Source organism: Shewanella sediminis HAW-EB3, from assembly GCF_000018025.1.
Lineage (GTDB): Bacteria > Pseudomonadota > Gammaproteobacteria > Enterobacterales > Shewanellaceae > Shewanella > Shewanella sediminis.
On the sequence record NC_009831.1, the window covers coordinates 939857 to 955012 of the forward strand.

15 protein-coding genes are annotated in these 15156 nt (G+C 45.0%); all 15 read left to right on the top strand.

Features of this window, described 5'->3' with window-relative positions; translation table 11 throughout:
• Window positions 1-147 precede the first annotated feature (147 nt).
• The 15 genes from SSED_RS04090 (at window position 148) to SSED_RS04160 (ending at window position 14961) form a co-directional block, all read left to right on the top strand.
• The gene (locus tag SSED_RS04090) at window positions 148-1626 is read left to right on the top strand and encodes a bifunctional ADP-dependent NAD(P)H-hydrate dehydratase/NAD(P)H-hydrate epimerase (RefSeq protein ID WP_012141139.1); all 1479 of its coding nucleotides are present in this window, start codon (window positions 148-150) and stop codon (window positions 1624-1626) included.
• Window positions 1627-1759: 133 nt separating this feature from the next.
• A complete protein-coding gene (gene tsaE / locus SSED_RS04095) occupies window positions 1760-2218 on the top strand; it encodes a tRNA (adenosine(37)-N6)-threonylcarbamoyltransferase complex ATPase subunit type 1 TsaE (protein ID WP_012141140.1) in 459 nt (152 codons plus the stop codon).
• A 2-nt stretch (window positions 2219-2220) separates the two neighbouring features.
• The gene (locus tag SSED_RS04100) at window positions 2221-3543 is read left to right on the top strand and encodes an N-acetylmuramoyl-L-alanine amidase (protein ID WP_012141141.1); all 1323 of its coding nucleotides are present in this window, start codon (window positions 2221-2223) and stop codon (window positions 3541-3543) included.
• A gap of 53 nt (window positions 3544-3596) precedes the next feature.
• Window positions 3597-5471: a DNA mismatch repair endonuclease MutL gene (gene mutL, locus SSED_RS04105; protein ID WP_012141142.1), complete on the top strand. Its 1875-nt coding sequence runs from the start codon at window positions 3597-3599 to the stop codon at window positions 5469-5471.
• Window positions 5472-5478: 7 nt separating this feature from the next.
• Window positions 5479-6390: a tRNA (adenosine(37)-N6)-dimethylallyltransferase MiaA gene (gene miaA / locus SSED_RS04110; protein ID WP_012141143.1), complete on the top strand. Its 912-nt coding sequence runs from the start codon at window positions 5479-5481 to the stop codon at window positions 6388-6390.
• Window positions 6391-6483: 93 nt separating this feature from the next.
• Entirely contained in the window at window positions 6484-6765 is a 282-nt protein-coding gene (hfq, locus tag SSED_RS04115) for an RNA chaperone Hfq (RefSeq protein WP_012141144.1), read from the top strand.
• Window positions 6766-6784: 19 nt separating this feature from the next.
• A complete protein-coding gene (gene hflX, locus SSED_RS04120) occupies window positions 6785-8083 on the top strand; it encodes a ribosome rescue GTPase HflX (protein ID WP_012141145.1) in 1299 nt (432 codons plus the stop codon).
• 43 nt (window positions 8084-8126) lie between these two features.
• Entirely contained in the window at window positions 8127-9272 is a 1146-nt protein-coding gene (gene hflK / locus SSED_RS04125) for an FtsH protease activity modulator HflK (RefSeq protein WP_012141146.1), read from the top strand.
• A 2-nt stretch (window positions 9273-9274) separates the two neighbouring features.
• Window positions 9275-10153, top strand: a complete 879-nt coding sequence (gene hflC, locus SSED_RS04130) for a protease modulator HflC (RefSeq protein WP_012141147.1) — start codon at window positions 9275-9277, stop codon at window positions 10151-10153.
• Window positions 10154-10481: 328 nt separating this feature from the next.
• A complete protein-coding gene (gene petA / locus SSED_RS04135; protein ID WP_012141148.1) occupies window positions 10482-11072 on the top strand; it encodes a ubiquinol-cytochrome c reductase iron-sulfur subunit in 591 nt (196 codons plus the stop codon).
• Window positions 11072-12286: a cytochrome b gene (locus SSED_RS04140; protein ID WP_012141149.1), complete on the top strand. Its 1215-nt coding sequence runs from the start codon at window positions 11072-11074 to the stop codon at window positions 12284-12286. The genes petA and SSED_RS04140 overlap by 1 nt, the downstream gene beginning before the upstream one ends.
• Window positions 12286-12987 (top strand): cytochrome c1, encoded by a 702-nt coding sequence (locus SSED_RS04145; RefSeq protein WP_012141150.1) that lies wholly within the window; start codon window positions 12286-12288, stop codon window positions 12985-12987. Before SSED_RS04140 ends, SSED_RS04145 begins: the two co-directional genes overlap by 1 nt.
• A gap of 108 nt (window positions 12988-13095) precedes the next feature.
• Window positions 13096-13725 (top strand): stringent starvation protein SspA, encoded by a 630-nt coding sequence (gene sspA, locus SSED_RS04150; RefSeq protein ID WP_012141151.1) that lies wholly within the window; start codon window positions 13096-13098, stop codon window positions 13723-13725.
• Window positions 13725-14183, top strand: a complete 459-nt coding sequence (locus tag SSED_RS04155; protein WP_012141152.1) for a ClpXP protease specificity-enhancing factor — start codon at window positions 13725-13727, stop codon at window positions 14181-14183. Before sspA ends, SSED_RS04155 begins: the two co-directional genes overlap by 1 nt.
• Window positions 14184-14367: 184 nt before the next feature.
• Window positions 14368-14961 (top strand): anthranilate synthase component II, encoded by a 594-nt coding sequence (locus SSED_RS04160; protein WP_012141153.1) that lies wholly within the window; start codon window positions 14368-14370, stop codon window positions 14959-14961.
• Window positions 14962-15156 lie beyond the last annotated feature (195 nt).

The following is a 15156-nucleotide window of genomic DNA, read 5'->3' on the forward strand; positions in this document are numbered from 1 at the left end:
TTCTTGTGCGAGATCAACTTTCTCTTACATAAGTGTAGTGACAAGTGAATCTATTTACGAATCTAAGCTCAAATTCTATTAATCTTATTATTCTAGGCATTCAGAATGCCAGTCTCTGCGCTACGCAACCTCAATGGAGAAATAATCATGTTGCCAAACGGACCGACTTTTCCTTGTGAAATGTTCTTAAGCTCGCAAGTACGAACCGCTGAACAAAAGTTTGTCGATAGTGGAAACACAGATTTTTATCGGCTTGTTGAGTCAGCGGGGAATGCTGCATTTGAGCAGATTGAGATGGCACAGGATAAATCGCGATCCATTTTGGTTGTTGTCGGTTACGGTAACAATGGTGCCGATGGTTATGTGTGTGCAAGGAGGCTGTTAGAGTCGGGCTATAGTGTTGCGTTAATGGCATTTACTCGAGAGAAAATGGGTGATGAGGTACTTAAAGCACAACGACTTTTCATCGAGAGTGGTGGAGAGGTGGAGTGTTTTTCTCCGGAAAAGGTTGCCTCGGCAGATGTGATCATCGATGGCTTACTCGGTATTGGTTTTAGTGGCGAGATAAAAGGTGACTTTAAACTTGCTATCGATAGTATCAACAGTAGTGATGCATGGGTGCTTAGTTTAGACATCCCCTCAGGTATCAACGCAGATACTGGAACCGGAATTAATGCCGTAGAGGCCGATGTGACACTCACTTTTGGTGCGGTTAAACAAGGGCTAATGACTGGTCGTGCAAGACACTGTGTTGGGCAGTTGCTGTTTAAGGCTCTGGGGTTAACCGAATATCTGCCACAGGCTAACTCAATCAATGTCTCTATTGATTATGTTAATAAGCATATTAAACCTAGAGACAGAGACTCACATAAAGGCTTGTCTGGGAAAGTGTCTGTAATTGGCGGCGATGCCGGGATGGCTGGTGCTGTTAGATTAGCCGGAGAGGCTTGCCTTAGGGCGGGAGCAGGTTTAGTTACGGTAATATCCAGGCCTGAGCATCAAATTGTCGTAAATTCGAACCGCCCCGAGCTGATGTTTTGGGGATGTGAGTTAGTCGATATGGAAGTTTATCTTCGACTCGGTTGGGCCAATATTTTGGTGATTGGTCCGGGCCTAGGCAAGCAAGACTGGGGGTACAATTTACTCAAGGCTGTAGGCTTGAGTGATAAGCCTTGTGTGATGGATGCTGATGCCCTGAATTTACTCAGCGCCGAACATGGCAGGCAGGATCATTGGGTTCTGACTCCCCACTCAGGCGAAGCTGCCAGGCTATTAGGCATTTCTACACTGGAAGTTGAAAACGACAGGTTTGCGGCCGTTAAAGCCATACAGCAGAAATATGGTGGCGTGGTGGTATTAAAGGGGCCGGGTACGTTAATTTATGATGGTTCACAATGTTATGTCGCCCCTGTGGGTAACCCCGGACTCGCCAGCGGCGGTTGTGGCGATGTGTTATCAGGCATTATTGCTGCGCTGATGGCGCAGGGGTTCGATAAACTCTCCTCGGCAATAATGGGAGTGGTGGTACATGGAGAAGCCGCCGACCGCGCCGCAATAGATGGAGAAAGGGGGATGCTTGCCAGTGACTTAATGCCCCATATCAGACAGTTGGTAAACAAAATTTGATTGCTGTTGCCCCATAAGAGTTAACGGGTAGCTGAGGCGATTTAGTGCAATTGCATGAAAGCGGTTTAGCTGGCCAGTTAATTGGTATAAAGTAACAGGTTCGGAACAACTTTAGGTTAGAAAACTCAACACGATGACATCAGTAAAAGTCTACCTCGATAATGAACAAGATACGGTGGATCTTGGTAAGCGACTAGCGGCAATTATTTCTCCACCTCTGATGCTGAATTTGTCTGGCGAATTGGGTGCGGGTAAGACAACCTTGAGTCGCGGTCTCATTCAAGCCTTAGGGCATAAAGGGGCTGTGAAGAGTCCAACCTACGCATTAGTCGAACCCTATGAGTTTGATGGTATTGATCTCTATCACTTTGACCTTTACCGATTGAGCGATCCTGAAGAGCTTGAATTTATGGGGATCAGAGATTACTTTACTGAAAAAAGTGTCTGTATTGTCGAATGGCCGGATAGAGGCCATGGTCTATTGCCTGAGGCCGATATCAGCCTGCAAATTAACTATGTCGGTGAACGTAGAGAAGTTGAAATTTCATCTGGTTCATATAGGGGACAGCAACTCTTGAGTAAACTCAAATAACAATGATAAGAACTGATTTTATTTTAAAGTTTCTATTGGTTACATTTTCTCTTTGTGTATCTTTTGTTGCCCAAAGTGCTACTAAGCTCGATGGCGTGAGAATATGGGCTGCTCCGGAATCGACTCGGGTCGTATTCGATCTGAGTAAGGCGCCCAGCTTTACCCATTTCACGTTAACAGGGCCCTACCGTTTGGTCGTCGACCTTAAGGGGACATCGACCGCGTTGAATCTCAAGAAGCTGGCAAACAATAGTAAAATTGTAAAAAGAGTTCGTATTAGCAAGCCTCCTTCGAAGGGAACGCTCAGGCTGGTTATCGACCTGACTAAGCCGGTAAAATCGAGCCTGTTTGCGCTATCACCAACGGCGCCATATGGTAACCGATTAGTCGTCGATCTTGACGATAGCCGTTCAGTATCGGCGGCTAAACAAACCAGCAAACCTAAGCAAAAACTTCGTGACGTTATTGTGGCAATCGATGCCGGCCATGGCGGGGATGATCCCGGTTCCATAGGTCCGACGGGGATATACGAGAAAAAAGTTGTTTTAGAGATTGCGAAAAAAGTCGAAGCAAAGATAAATGCAACACCAGGCATGAAGGCCATAATGACTCGAACAGGGGATTATTTTGTTAATCTCAATAAGCGCTCTGAAATTGCACGAAACAGCAAAGCCGATCTATTAGTTTCTATTCACGCAGATGCATTCACCTCCTCTCAACCCAGAGGCGCTTCAGTGTGGGTACTCTCTATGCGTCGTGCGAACAGTGAAATAGGTCGATGGCTCGAGCAAAAAGAGAAGCATTCGGAGCTATTAGGCGGAGCGGGTGAAATAATTCAAAGTACTGACAATGAACAGTATCTGGCTATGACTTTATTAGATATGTCTATGGATAGATCTATGGCTATTAGTCATAACATTGCCGATGATGTCCTTTCCAATTTAGGCAAGGTGACCAAATTGCATAAGCATAAACCTGAGTCCGCCAGCTTTGCAGTACTCAAATCACCCGATATTCCATCGATCTTGGTTGAAACCGGCTTTATTTCGAACCATAAAGAGGAGCGACTCCTGTCGCAAAGAGAGCATCAAAATAATATTGCTAAGGCGGTACATAAAGGGGTATTACGCTATTTTGAATCGAATCCCCCGGTAAACTCATTACTGGCAAGCAAAGGTTCCTTTAAGCACAATGTCCGTAGCGGTGAATCATTGTCAGTGATAGCACACAAGTATCAAGTTTCAATAAACAGTATTAAGAAGGCCAATGGCTTGAAATCAAATACGTTACGTATTGGTCAAAAGTTGGTTATACCAAGGGCTTAAGTCCATTTCTTACAAGGAATGTTAGTCGCTTCGGCCTAAAGAGTTAAAATATTATGACAATACAGATATTACCGCCGCAACTGGCAAACCAAATAGCGGCGGGGGAAGTTGTCGAAAGACCCGCCTCTGTGATTAAAGAGCTGGTTGAAAATAGTCTGGATGCAGGTGCAACTCGCGTCGATATAGAGATCGAGAAAGGCGGCAGTAAGCTGATTAAAATTCATGACAATGGTTCTGGGATCTCAAAAGAAGATCTAGGCCTTGCCCTGTCTAGACATGCCACCTCAAAACTCAGCTCTCTCGATGATCTTGACGCTATCCTCAGTTTCGGATTTCGTGGTGAGGCGTTAGCGAGTATCAGCTCCGTTTCCCGGTTAACCTTAACTTCCCGAACGGCCGACCAGGTTGAAGCTTGGCAAGCTTATGCCGAAGGCTCTGATATGGCGGTGAAAGTGATACCTGCCGCCCATCCGGTTGGATCGACCGTTGAAGCCGTCGATCTGTTTTTCAATACGCCCGCGAGAAGACGATTTCTTAAGAGTGATAAAACCGAATTCACGCATATCGATGAGTGGCTAAAACGTATTGCCTTGGTGCGTAGCGATATTCACTTTACCTTGAAGCACAATGGCAAGGTGGTACGAAACTACCGGGCAACGAACACCCAAGATCAATATCTGCAACGTTTAGCCCAGATCAGTGGGAAGAAGTTTGCTGAACAAGCGATTGAGATCAACTGTCAACACGATGATCTTAAGTTAACAGGCTATGTTCAGTCTCCTTTTTTTGAAACGCCGGCGAGCGATACTCAATATTTTTATGTCAATGGCAGGTTGGTACGGGACAGGCTGGTTAATCACGCCGTCAGGCAAGCATTTGCCGAGCATGAAACCGGAGAGCAAGCAAGCTATGTATTAATGCTTGAGCTCGATCCACATCAGGTGGATGTTAACGTTCACCCGGCTAAACATGAAGTCAGGTTTCATCAGAGTCGTTACGTACATGACTATATTTTTCAGGCCCTACAGTCGGCTCTTCATCAAGTCGGTAGGTTAGCAATCGACTCTGATAATAAGCTCGATACCGATTCTCATTCTCAGAGTCATGAGAGAGGGCATAGCGCTTATGGCGTTGCTGAGCCTAGCCACTCACGACATGATTATTCACATCAGACTGCACCAAGCACCAAAGCAAGCACAGAAACAAACCGTGAGCGCTTTTCTTCACCTATTTCGGCTGTGCCTTCTCACACCAGTGATGTGCAGAGCAGAGGAGGTGCGACTTCATCTTATCGACAGCAAGCTGAATTGCCCAGTGCCGCTGCGATAGCATCCTATGCAGAGTTATTAAAGACACCGGATGTAGATCAAGGGAATAGAGGGAATAAGGAGCTTCAAGCAAATGTGTCAATGCCGCCAATCTTGGCGGGTCAGTATTGGGTCCTGACTCAGGAAGAGCAACTGCTGCTCCTGCCTGTTAGAATCATTTCGACCTGGCTTTTGCAACACGAGATCTCAAATAAACTCGATAGTGGTCTGGTTAGCCAGCCATTATTGATGCCGGTTTCTATCTCTATGGACGAGACTTGGAGCGATACGCTGGCCGAGAGGGAATTATTGCTCAGAAAAATAGGAATTGAAGTAACAATTCGACTGGGGCAGTTGATTATAAAGAAAGTGCCCCCATATTTAAGACAGAGCCAATTAGTAGCTGTCATACCTGATTTACTACAGTGGCTCAGGTTCGAAGAACCGAGTAATGAAGCATTGGCCTCCTGGCTTGCAAAGCATGACGATAAGCGATTTGAGTCTGCACCAGATACCTGGTTAGCGTTTAGTCAGTTAGATGACAATGTTCAAGATGAACTAATTAAGAAGGCCAAGGTTTTACCTTGGCAATCATGGCTGGAAGAATACCCGAGTGACTGAACAGAATATGCCAAAAATCATAACGTTAATGGGGCCTACCGCCTCAGGCAAAACGGCATTAGCAATTGACTTGGTTCAAAAGCACAACTGTGAAATTATCTCAGTCGATTCAGCACTTATCTATCGCTCAATGGATATAGGTACTGCCAAACCCAGTGCCGATGAACTTGCCCTTGCGCCTCATAGATTGATTGATATACGGGATCCGGCAGAGAGTTACTCCGCAGCCGATTTCAGGGCCGATGCGCTGCATGAAATTGAACAGATACTAAAGGCTGGGAAAACACCACTGTTAGTGGGTGGAACCATGATGTATTTTAAGGCTTTATTGGAAGGGCTTTCACCACTTCCCGCTGCCGATGAGGCTCTCCGCGCGCAAATTATCTTAGAGGCGGAGCAGCGTGGATGGCAAGATATGCATGATGAGCTTAAGCGGCTTGATCCTGTCTCATCTGAACGCATTCATCCCAATGACCCTCAAAGGTTAATCAGGGCGCTGGAAGTATGCAGGATCAGTGGCAAGTCAATGACCGAATTGAGTCAAATTAAGTCAGAGCCTCTACCTTATGATGTCGTTCAGTTTGCGATATCACCAAAAGATCGAAAAGTGTTACATATTTCTATAGAAGAAAGATTCAAATTGATGTTAAATCAAGGTTTCGTAGATGAAGTTCGCGCCCTGAAAAAGCGAAGTGACCTGAACCTAGCGCTTCCTTCGATGAGATGCGTAGGCTATAGACAGTGCTGGCAATATCTGGATGGTGAATTTGACTATGATACTATGGTCGAAAAAGCCATAGTTGCTACTAGGCAATTAGCCAAGCGTCAATTAACATGGTTAAGAGGCTGGCCTGAGTTAAATTGGCTGGAAAGCGGTGTAGATTCTAATCTAAATACCGTATTGCGACATTGTCGCTAGCTAATTGGGCCTCACTATATAATACTAAAACCAAACAAAAAGTTATGTTGTATTAGTTTTACTACTTATTTTAATTAAAAAGGAAATTATAAAATGGCAAAGGGGCAATCTTTACAAGACCCGTTTTTGAACGCACTGCGCCGTGAGCGCGTTCCTGTTTCAATTTATCTTGTTAATGGCATTAAGTTACAAGGACAAGTTGAGTCATTTGACCAATTTGTTATTTTGTTGAAAAACACGGTAAGCCAAATGGTTTACAAGCACGCTATCTCTACAGTTGTGCCTGCTCGCCCATTTAACGTTAACAGTCACACTGCGGCACCTAGCCCTGCTGGTGGTTTTAATGGTCAGCAAGACGATAACAACGACCAATAATTGATAAGGAGTTTGCTTTTTGTTTGAGCGTTATGAGGCGGGTGAGAATGCGGTCCTTGTCCATATCGACTTTTCCGATGAAGATAGTAGGGAGGATCTAGTCGAACTCCAATTATTGGTAGAGTCGGCTGGGGCCCAGTCAATCGGAGTGATAACAGGAAGTCGCCGATCACCGGACCGAAAATTCTTTGTAGGTTCGGGAAAGGCCGAAGAGTTAGCTGCATTGGTTGCAGCGACAGAAGCAAATGTGGTGATTTTTAATCATGCACTGAGTCCCGCTCAGGAGCGAAATCTTGAGCAGTTATGCCAATGTCGTGTGCTGGACCGCACTACTCTCATTTTAGATATTTTTGCCCAAAGGGCACGCACGTACGAAGGTAAGTTGCAGGTGGAGCTAGCGCAGTTACGCCATATGTCGACACGCCTGATACGCGGCTGGACCCATCTTGAGAGGCAAAAAGGCGGTATTGGTCTTCGGGGACCTGGGGAAACTCAGCTCGAAACTGATAGACGTTTGTTACGTGGACGGATCAGAACGATTAACCGTCGTTTGGATAAAGTGGATAAGCAGCGAGAGCAGAGCCGACGCTCGAGACGCCGTAGTGATTTAGCTACTGTATCTTTGGTTGGATATACCAATGCCGGCAAATCTACACTGTTTAATTCGCTCACGGCATCAAATGTTTATGCCGCCGATCAGCTTTTTGCCACACTTGATCCTACCTTGAGAAAGTTAGAATTAAGAGATGGTGGGATTATATTAGCTGATACCGTTGGTTTTATTCGCCATCTACCCCATGATTTAGTGGCAGCATTTAAGGCTACATTACAAGAGACACGAGAAGCGGATCTTTTACTTCATATTGTTGATTGTGCCGATGAGGATATGGGAGATAACTTTGAGCAAGTTCAAAAAGTGCTCAAGGAGATAGGTGCCGAAGAGATTCCACAACTGGTTGTCTGTAATAAGATTGACCTGTTAGAGGATGTAAGCCCGAAGATCGATTATGACTCCGAAGGCATACCGACACGAGTCTGGGTATCTGCCCAGCAGCAAAAAGGCTTGGAACAACTAAAGGAAGCTATCAACGCTCTTGTTGGTAAGACGAATTTAGAATTAACCTTGCAAATTCCAGCAACTGCTGGACATTATCTTGGTCAGTTTTACAGACTTGATGTGATACAGCAGAAAGAGTACGACGATCTGGGGAACTGTATCTTATCTGTTCGTTTGTTGGAGGCCGATTGGCGACGACTGATGAAACAGAGCCAAGGGGAGTTAGAGACCTTTGTTGTCGAGAATACGGCAGTTGAGTAGGTTTTTAGTAATCTCATTATTTCACGTACCTATGGAGTGCTAAATGGCTTGGAACGAGCCCGGTAACAAGGGAAAAGACCCTTGGGGAAATAAAAACGGTAACGATAAGGGACCACCAGATCTAGATGAAGTTTTTCGTAATATCTCGAAACGCTTTGGTGGTGGAAAAGGCAGTGGGTCAGGACCTGGAGTCAGCTCATTTGGCCTTGTCATTGTCTTGGGCATCGCACTTGTAGTATGGGGGCTTTCGGGTTTCTATACCGTCAAGGAAGCAGAGAGAGGTGTTGCCTTGAGGTTCGGTGAGTACATTGGTGAAGTCGAACCTGGCTTACAATGGAAAGCGACCTTCATCGATGAAGTTTATCCGGTGAATGTGAGCACTGTTCGCTCAATTCCTGCTTCTGGAAGCATGTTGACGGCTGATGAGAATGTGGTTTTAGTTGAACTCGATGTTCAGTATCGTGTTGTTGATGCATACCGCTTCCTGTTCAGTGCTGTTGATGCTAATGCAAGTTTGCGTGAAGCAACAGACAGTGCGTTGCGTTACGTTGTCGGCCATAACAAAATGGATGACATCTTAACGACTGGTCGTGATCAGATCCGCCGTGATACCTGGGAAGAGGTCGAGCGTATTATCGAACCTTATCAGTTAGGTATTAACATCGTTGACGTTAACTTCTTGCCTGCACGTCCACCTGAAGAGGTGAAGGATGCATTCGATGATGCAATTTCAGCACAGGAAGATGAGCAGCGTTTTATTCGTGAAGCTGAGGCTTATGCCCGTGCAATTGAACCTAAGGCTCGTGGTCAGGTTCAAAGAATGGAGCAGCAGGCTAACGCATATAAAGAACGCGAAATATTAGAGGCGAAAGGTAAAGTTGCAAGCTTTGAACTTTTACTTCCTCAATATACAGCTGCACCTGAAGTGACACGTGAACGACTCTATCTGGATGCTATGCAGACAGTGTTAAAAGATACCAATAAGGTGCTGGTCGACTCAAAGAGTAGTGGCAATATGATGTATCTGCCTTTGGATAAGTTGATGCAAAGCGGTCAATCTGACACTAAACCTCGTAAGGTTAGTTCTAATCAATCGATGAACACTTCAAATGATGTTGTTGGGCAGAACAGTATGCCGAATGATTCACGTTCATCTCGTAGTGATAGAACTCGCCAGGGGAGGAATTAAGAATGGGTAGATTAACTGCGATTATTGCTGCGGTACTTGTTGCTGTGTTTCTGTCATCTATTTTGATTGTTAACGAAGGTGAGAGAGCGATTGTTTCACGATTCGGTAAGATTTTAAAAGATGATGGCGTGACTCGCATCTATGAACCTGGTCTGCACCTCAAGTTGCCTATGATCGATAAGATTAAGTTCCTTGACTCGCGTATCCAGACGATGGATGGTGCTGCTGATAGATTTGTCACCTCTGAGAAGAAAGACCTTATGGTTGATTCTTATGTGAAGTGGCGAATTCTTGATCACGAAAAGTATTATCTGTCGACTAATGGCGGTATTAAAGCCAATGCCGAGTCTCTACTTCAGCGTAAGATCAATAACGACCTTCGTACCGAGTTTGGTCGCCGTACGATCAAAGAGATCGTTTCCGGAAGCCGTGACGAGTTACAACAAGATGCACTGAAGAACGCATCTGAAAGTGCTGCGGATCTGGGTATTGAAGTCGTCGATGTTCGTGTGAAACAGATCAACTTGCCTGCAAACGTAAGTTCGAGTATCTATCAGCGTATGCGTGCCGAACGTACCGCTGTAGCGAAAGAGCATAGAGCACAAGGTATGGAGCAGTCAGAGATCATTCGTGCTAAAACGGATGCTTCTGTGACTATTCAGATTGCCGATGCACAACGTAAAGCATTGGAAGTTCGAGGTGAAGGTGATGCTACGGCAGCTAAAGTTTACGCCGATGCTTACAATAAGGATCCTGAGTTTTATAGCTTTATACGAAGCCTTGAAGCTTACAAAGAAAGTTTCAGTGGTGATTCGAATGTTATGGTGTTAGAGCCTGATAGCGAATTCTTCAAATATATGAAGAGCTCTCAAGGTAAATAATTCCATTTGAGTTAAAAGCCCGACTATTGTCGGGCTTTTTTTTGCTTGCAACCCGTAACTAACTAATTTAGTGATGAATGTTATTGCTGTTTCTATACTTTACCTGAGTTATTTTTGTTTGAATTCTATATAAGTTCGCATGTTTTTTGAGCTGGAATGGGGCTTTTTCTATCTTAGTTAACTTTGTTTATGGTTTTACTATGATCAAGCTCAAATTTTTGGGTATAATGAGCCCCGCCTCAAGTTTCGTTTTTGAGTTTTGGGTTAAAGCCCTATATTCGAAAAATAATTTAAAACAAAAATTCCAACACTCTCTGGAGATAAGTGGATGAGCAATGCGCCAGTCGATACCGGACGTCGCAGATTTCTGACCGCAGCCACTGCCGTAGTAGGTGGTGTAGGTGCCGTCGCTGTAGCGGTTCCTTTTATAAAGTCATGGAATCCGAGTGCCAAAGCGAAAGCTGCAGGTGCGCCGGTTGAAGTAAATATTAGTAAAGTAGAGCCGGGTCAATTGATCCGTGTAGAATGGCGTGGAAAGCCTGTATGGGTTGTACGTCGTACTGAAGAGATCCTGAAAAATCTCGCCACTCTTGATGATCAATTACGCGATCCAGCATCAGCAGAAGAGCAACAGCCTGCTTATGCACAAAACGCTGTTCGCTCTATCAATCCTGAGTACTTTATTGCCGTAGGTTTGTGTACTCACTTAGGTTGTTCTCCTACCTATCTGCCTGACACCTTTGGTGAGCAGGTTGAGGGTGTGCCTTCCGGTTTCTTCTGCCCATGTCATGGTTCCAAGTTTGATATGGCCGGTCGAGTATTCCAAGGGGTTCCGGCACCATTGAACTTAGTTGTTCCACCTCACCAGTATATCGACGATGGCAATGTCATCATCGGTGTTGATCAGGGAGCAGTCTAATGGTTAAGAATATTGTTGATTGGATTGATGCTCGCATTCCTATGACGGCGACCTATAACCGTCATATTGGTCACTATGCGACGCCGACTAACTTTAACTTTTGGTATTTCTTTGGCTCATTAGCTATGTTGGTACTGGTTAACCAGTTACTAACAGGTATCTGGCTGACAATGAACTATGTGCCAACGGCCGAAGGTGCGTTTGCATCGATTGAATATATTATGCGTGATGTTGAGTACGGTTGGTTGTTGCGTTATATGCACTCTACCGGTGCCTCGGCATTTTTTGTCGTTATCTATCTACACATGTTCCGTGGTTTAATCTACGGATCTTACCAGAAGCCCAGAGAGCTACTCTGGCTATTCGGTATGCTTATCTTCCTAGTGTTGATGGCGGAAGCCTTTATGGGTTACCTGCTACCTTGGGGACAGATGTCTTACTGGGGCGCACAGGTCATTATCTCACTCTTTGGTGCTATACCTGTCATAGGTGATGATTTAACCTTGTGGATCCGTGGTGACTTCGTCGTCTCCGGTGCGACACTGAACCGTTTCTTTGCCTTGCACGTCATCGCATTGCCGCTGGTTCTGGTTGTATTGGTCTTCTTACACTTAATCGCATTACATGAAGTGGGTTCAAACAACCCTGACGGTATCGAGATTAAGAAAAATAAAGACGAGAATGGCTGGCCTAAAGATGGTATTCCATTCCATCCTTACTACACAGTTAAAGATATCATGGGTGTCGCAGGCTTCCTGATTGTCTTCTGTTATGTCCTGTTCTTTATGCCGGAAGGTGGTGGATACTTCCTTGAGAAGCCGAACTTTGAAGCGGCCAATCCAATGAAGACGCCTGAGCATATTGCACCAGTCTGGTACTTCACACCTTTCTACGCCATTTTGCGTGCGATCCCTGATAAGTTGTTAGGTGTCGTAGGTATGGGACTTGCGATTGCAGTTCTGTTTGTACTGCCCTGGTTAGACCGCTGTAAGGTTAAGTCCGTTCGTTACCGTAGCATGATCCATAAGTTGAATATCGGTCAATTTGCCGTGTCATTTGTTGTCTTGGGTTATTTAGGTGCTGTCCCTGCGACACCTGCACTGACAATCGCTGCGCGTATCTTTACTCTGACTTACTTCGGTTTCTTCTTACTGCTTTGGATTTACAGTAAGAACGAGAAGACTAAGCCTGTTCCAGAGAGGTTGACTCACTAATGAAAAAATTACTTATTGCATTAGTTACCTTAGTTCCATCTCTAGCATTTGCTGCCGGTGGTTCACACGTACACTTAGAGAGTGCTAACGTCGATCTAAACGACAAAGAGTCTTTGCAGCGTGGTGTTGATCTGTTTCAACACAACTGTGCTGGTTGTCATAGTACTCAGTATCAGCGTTATAGCCGTGTTGCCGACGATTTAGACATCTCTATCGATGATATGCGTAGCAAGTATATGTTCGATGAAAATGCTAAGCCTGGCGATTTGATGCAAAACGCGATACCGGAAGCCGATGCGGCTAAATGGTTTGGCGCAGCGCCACCGGATCTGACTTTAGTTGCACGAGTTCGTGGAGAAGACTGGGTTTACACTTACTTGAAGGGCTTTTATAAAGATGAGAGTCGTCCTTTTGGTGTCAACAATACAGTCTTTCCTGCAGTGGGTATGCCTCATGTTCTCGAACATCTGCAAGGACTTCCTGTAAAACAGGAAGATGGCACGACAGTCGCCACTGGCGGTAAACTATCTGCCGAAGAGTATGATCAAGTTGTACGTGATATCACCGGATTCCTGGTTTACTCAGGGGACCCAGTAAAACTTGAGCGTGAAAGCTTAGGTTGGTGGGTGATGGGCTTTCTGTTTATCTTCTTCGTCATCGCTTATCTGTTGAAGAAAGAGTACTGGAAAGATGTACACTAACCCCTTTAAAGGTTAGAATGTATTATCCGCATATTGTAAACGGGGGGCTTTGCCCCTCGTTTGCTTTTTGTTTTTTTGCTTTTGACTTTTTAGTCCCGGAGGGTATCAATGGCTGTTGCTGCCAATAAACGCTCAATCATGACCCTGTATTCAGGTGCAGATGATCTCTATAGTCACCAAGTTCGTATCGTCTTGGCTGAAAAGGGGGTGACTGTTGATGTGCTACAGGTTGATCCAAGTGAGATGCCTGAAGATTTAATCGAACTAAACCCTTATAACACAGTGCCTACACTAGTTGACCGTGAGTTAGTGCTTTATAACTCTCGTATCATCATGGAGTACTTGGACGAGCGTTTTCCGCATCCGCCTCTTATGCCCGTTTATCCGGTATCTCGTGGTCGTACCCGTTTAATGATGAACCGTATCGAAACTGATTGGTACTCATTAGTCGATCGTATCAGGAGTGGTGACCGTGCCGATGAAGCTCGTAAAGAGCTTAAAGAGAGCCTAACCGCTATCGCTCCGGTATTCTCTGAGATGCCATACTTTATGGCCGAAGAGTTTGGATTGGCCGATTGCTATCTTGGTCCACTGCTTTGGCGTTTACCTGTACTCGGTATCGAACTCGATATGCGTACAGCTAAAGAAGTTAAGGCCTACATGACACGCTTGTTCGATCGTGAGTCATTTAAAGCATCTTTAACTGAGACCGAGCGCGAAATGCGCATGGGTATCTAATGAAACCTATGACCCCGAACCGTCCTTACTTGCTGCAAGCATATTATGACTGGTTGATGGATAATGAGTTAACGCCACATGTCGTCGTCGACGCCTATGTTCCGGGTACTCAGGTTCCACAACAATATGTGAAAGATGGTCAAATTGTACTTAATATTACCGCTTCGGCTGTAGGTAACCTACAGATTGGACACGATTTTATTGAGTTCAGTGCCCGTTTTGGTGGTGTTCCTCAGCAAGTTGTTCTGCCAATGGCTGCAATTGTTGCTATCTATGCCAGAGAAAATGGTGCTGGTACTGTTTTCGATATGGAAGAAGCATATCAACTTGAAGATGAGTCTGTTGAAGCTGGGTTAACCGTTGTTGAAGAAGCAACGGAAGAAGAGCCCGTGCTGACAGAAGAAGCTCCTCAAGCACCAGAACCTAAGCGTCGAGGTCATCTCACATTGGTTAAGTAGTTTCTTAGCCTCAAAAAATTAGCCAGTCAATGACTGGCTTTTTTATGCCTGCAGTATCTCATCCTTAGGTTATAGGCTAAGAGCACTCAAGGTTTATCGGGTAAGGTGATCATGGCTTCGCACTGTGGTAGCATCTGCGGCCAATTAGAATGGCATATTTCATCTATAGGATATCGGACCCTCTATGCTCTTGATGATCGATAATTACGACTCGTTTACCTTTAATCTAGTGCAGTATTTTCAGCAACTAGGTCAAGAGGTCGTTGTTAAGCGTAATGATGAGATCACTATTGAACAGATTGCATCGTTGAAACCGACTCACTTAGTCATCTCTCCTGGTCCCTGTAGCCCTAATGAAGTGGGTATTTCATTGTCAGCTATAGAATATTTTGCCGGCAAACTACCTATATTGGGTGTCTGCTTGGGACACCAAGCTATCGCGCAAGTTTTTGGCGCGAACGTGATCCGAGCGAAGCGGGTCATGCATGGTAAAACGAGTGCTATAGAACATCTGGGTAATGGGCTATTTTCTAAGCTTAACAATCCACTGACAGTGACTCGTTATCACTCCTTGCTGGTAGATTCTGTGCCCGAGCAGTTTAAGCTGGATGCCTGGTATGACGATCCGGTTCACGGTATGGAGATAATGGCCATGAGACATAAGACTTTGCCTATATATGGGGTGCAGTTTCATCCTGAGTCAGTGCTTACCGAGCAAGGCCATGAGCTTTTGCAAAACTTCCTGAGTGCTGGCGGCACTGGTTATCGCATTAGTTAGACACTTCCCATGTAAGAATGGCTTTAGTCGTGGATGTTTCAGGGCAGGAAGGTTTGATTACTTTGAGCAATAGTAGTCTTACAGCCCAGTCCTGTTTTAAACCTCTGTTACAAGTTTTATAAATATTCCTAACTCAACACCATTCCATTTGTGATATAAATATCCGCAAAATAATACCAACGAGCCTTGCCCGAG

Excerpts from the sequence above, each read along its gene's own strand:
- hflK (WP_012141146.1), top strand. The coding sequence starts at position 8,127 with ATGGCTTGGAACGAGCCCGGTAACAAGGGAAAAGACCCTTGGGGAAAT.
- SSED_RS04140 (WP_012141149.1), top strand. The coding sequence starts at position 11,072 with ATGGTTAAGAATATTGTTGATTGGATTGATGCTCGCATTCCTATGACG.
- SSED_RS04090 (WP_012141139.1), top strand. The coding sequence starts at position 148 with ATGTTGCCAAACGGACCGACTTTTCCTTGTGAAATGTTCTTAAGCTCG.
- SSED_RS04155 (WP_012141152.1), top strand. The coding sequence starts at position 13,725 with ATGAAACCTATGACCCCGAACCGTCCTTACTTGCTGCAAGCATATTAT.
- petA (WP_012141148.1), top strand. The coding sequence starts at position 10,482 with ATGAGCAATGCGCCAGTCGATACCGGACGTCGCAGATTTCTGACCGCA.
- tsaE (WP_012141140.1), top strand. The coding sequence starts at position 1,760 with ATGACATCAGTAAAAGTCTACCTCGATAATGAACAAGATACGGTGGAT.
- SSED_RS04145 (WP_012141150.1), top strand. The coding sequence starts at position 12,286 with ATGAAAAAATTACTTATTGCATTAGTTACCTTAGTTCCATCTCTAGCA.
- hflC (WP_012141147.1), top strand. The coding sequence starts at position 9,275 with ATGGGTAGATTAACTGCGATTATTGCTGCGGTACTTGTTGCTGTGTTT.
- SSED_RS04100 (WP_012141141.1), top strand. The coding sequence starts at position 2,221 with ATGATAAGAACTGATTTTATTTTAAAGTTTCTATTGGTTACATTTTCT.
- SSED_RS04160 (WP_012141153.1), top strand. The coding sequence starts at position 14,368 with ATGCTCTTGATGATCGATAATTACGACTCGTTTACCTTTAATCTAGTG.
- mutL (WP_012141142.1), top strand. The coding sequence starts at position 3,597 with ATGACAATACAGATATTACCGCCGCAACTGGCAAACCAAATAGCGGCG.
- hfq (WP_012141144.1), top strand. The coding sequence starts at position 6,484 with ATGGCAAAGGGGCAATCTTTACAAGACCCGTTTTTGAACGCACTGCGC.
- sspA (WP_012141151.1), top strand. The coding sequence starts at position 13,096 with ATGGCTGTTGCTGCCAATAAACGCTCAATCATGACCCTGTATTCAGGT.
- miaA (WP_012141143.1), top strand. The coding sequence starts at position 5,479 with ATGCCAAAAATCATAACGTTAATGGGGCCTACCGCCTCAGGCAAAACG.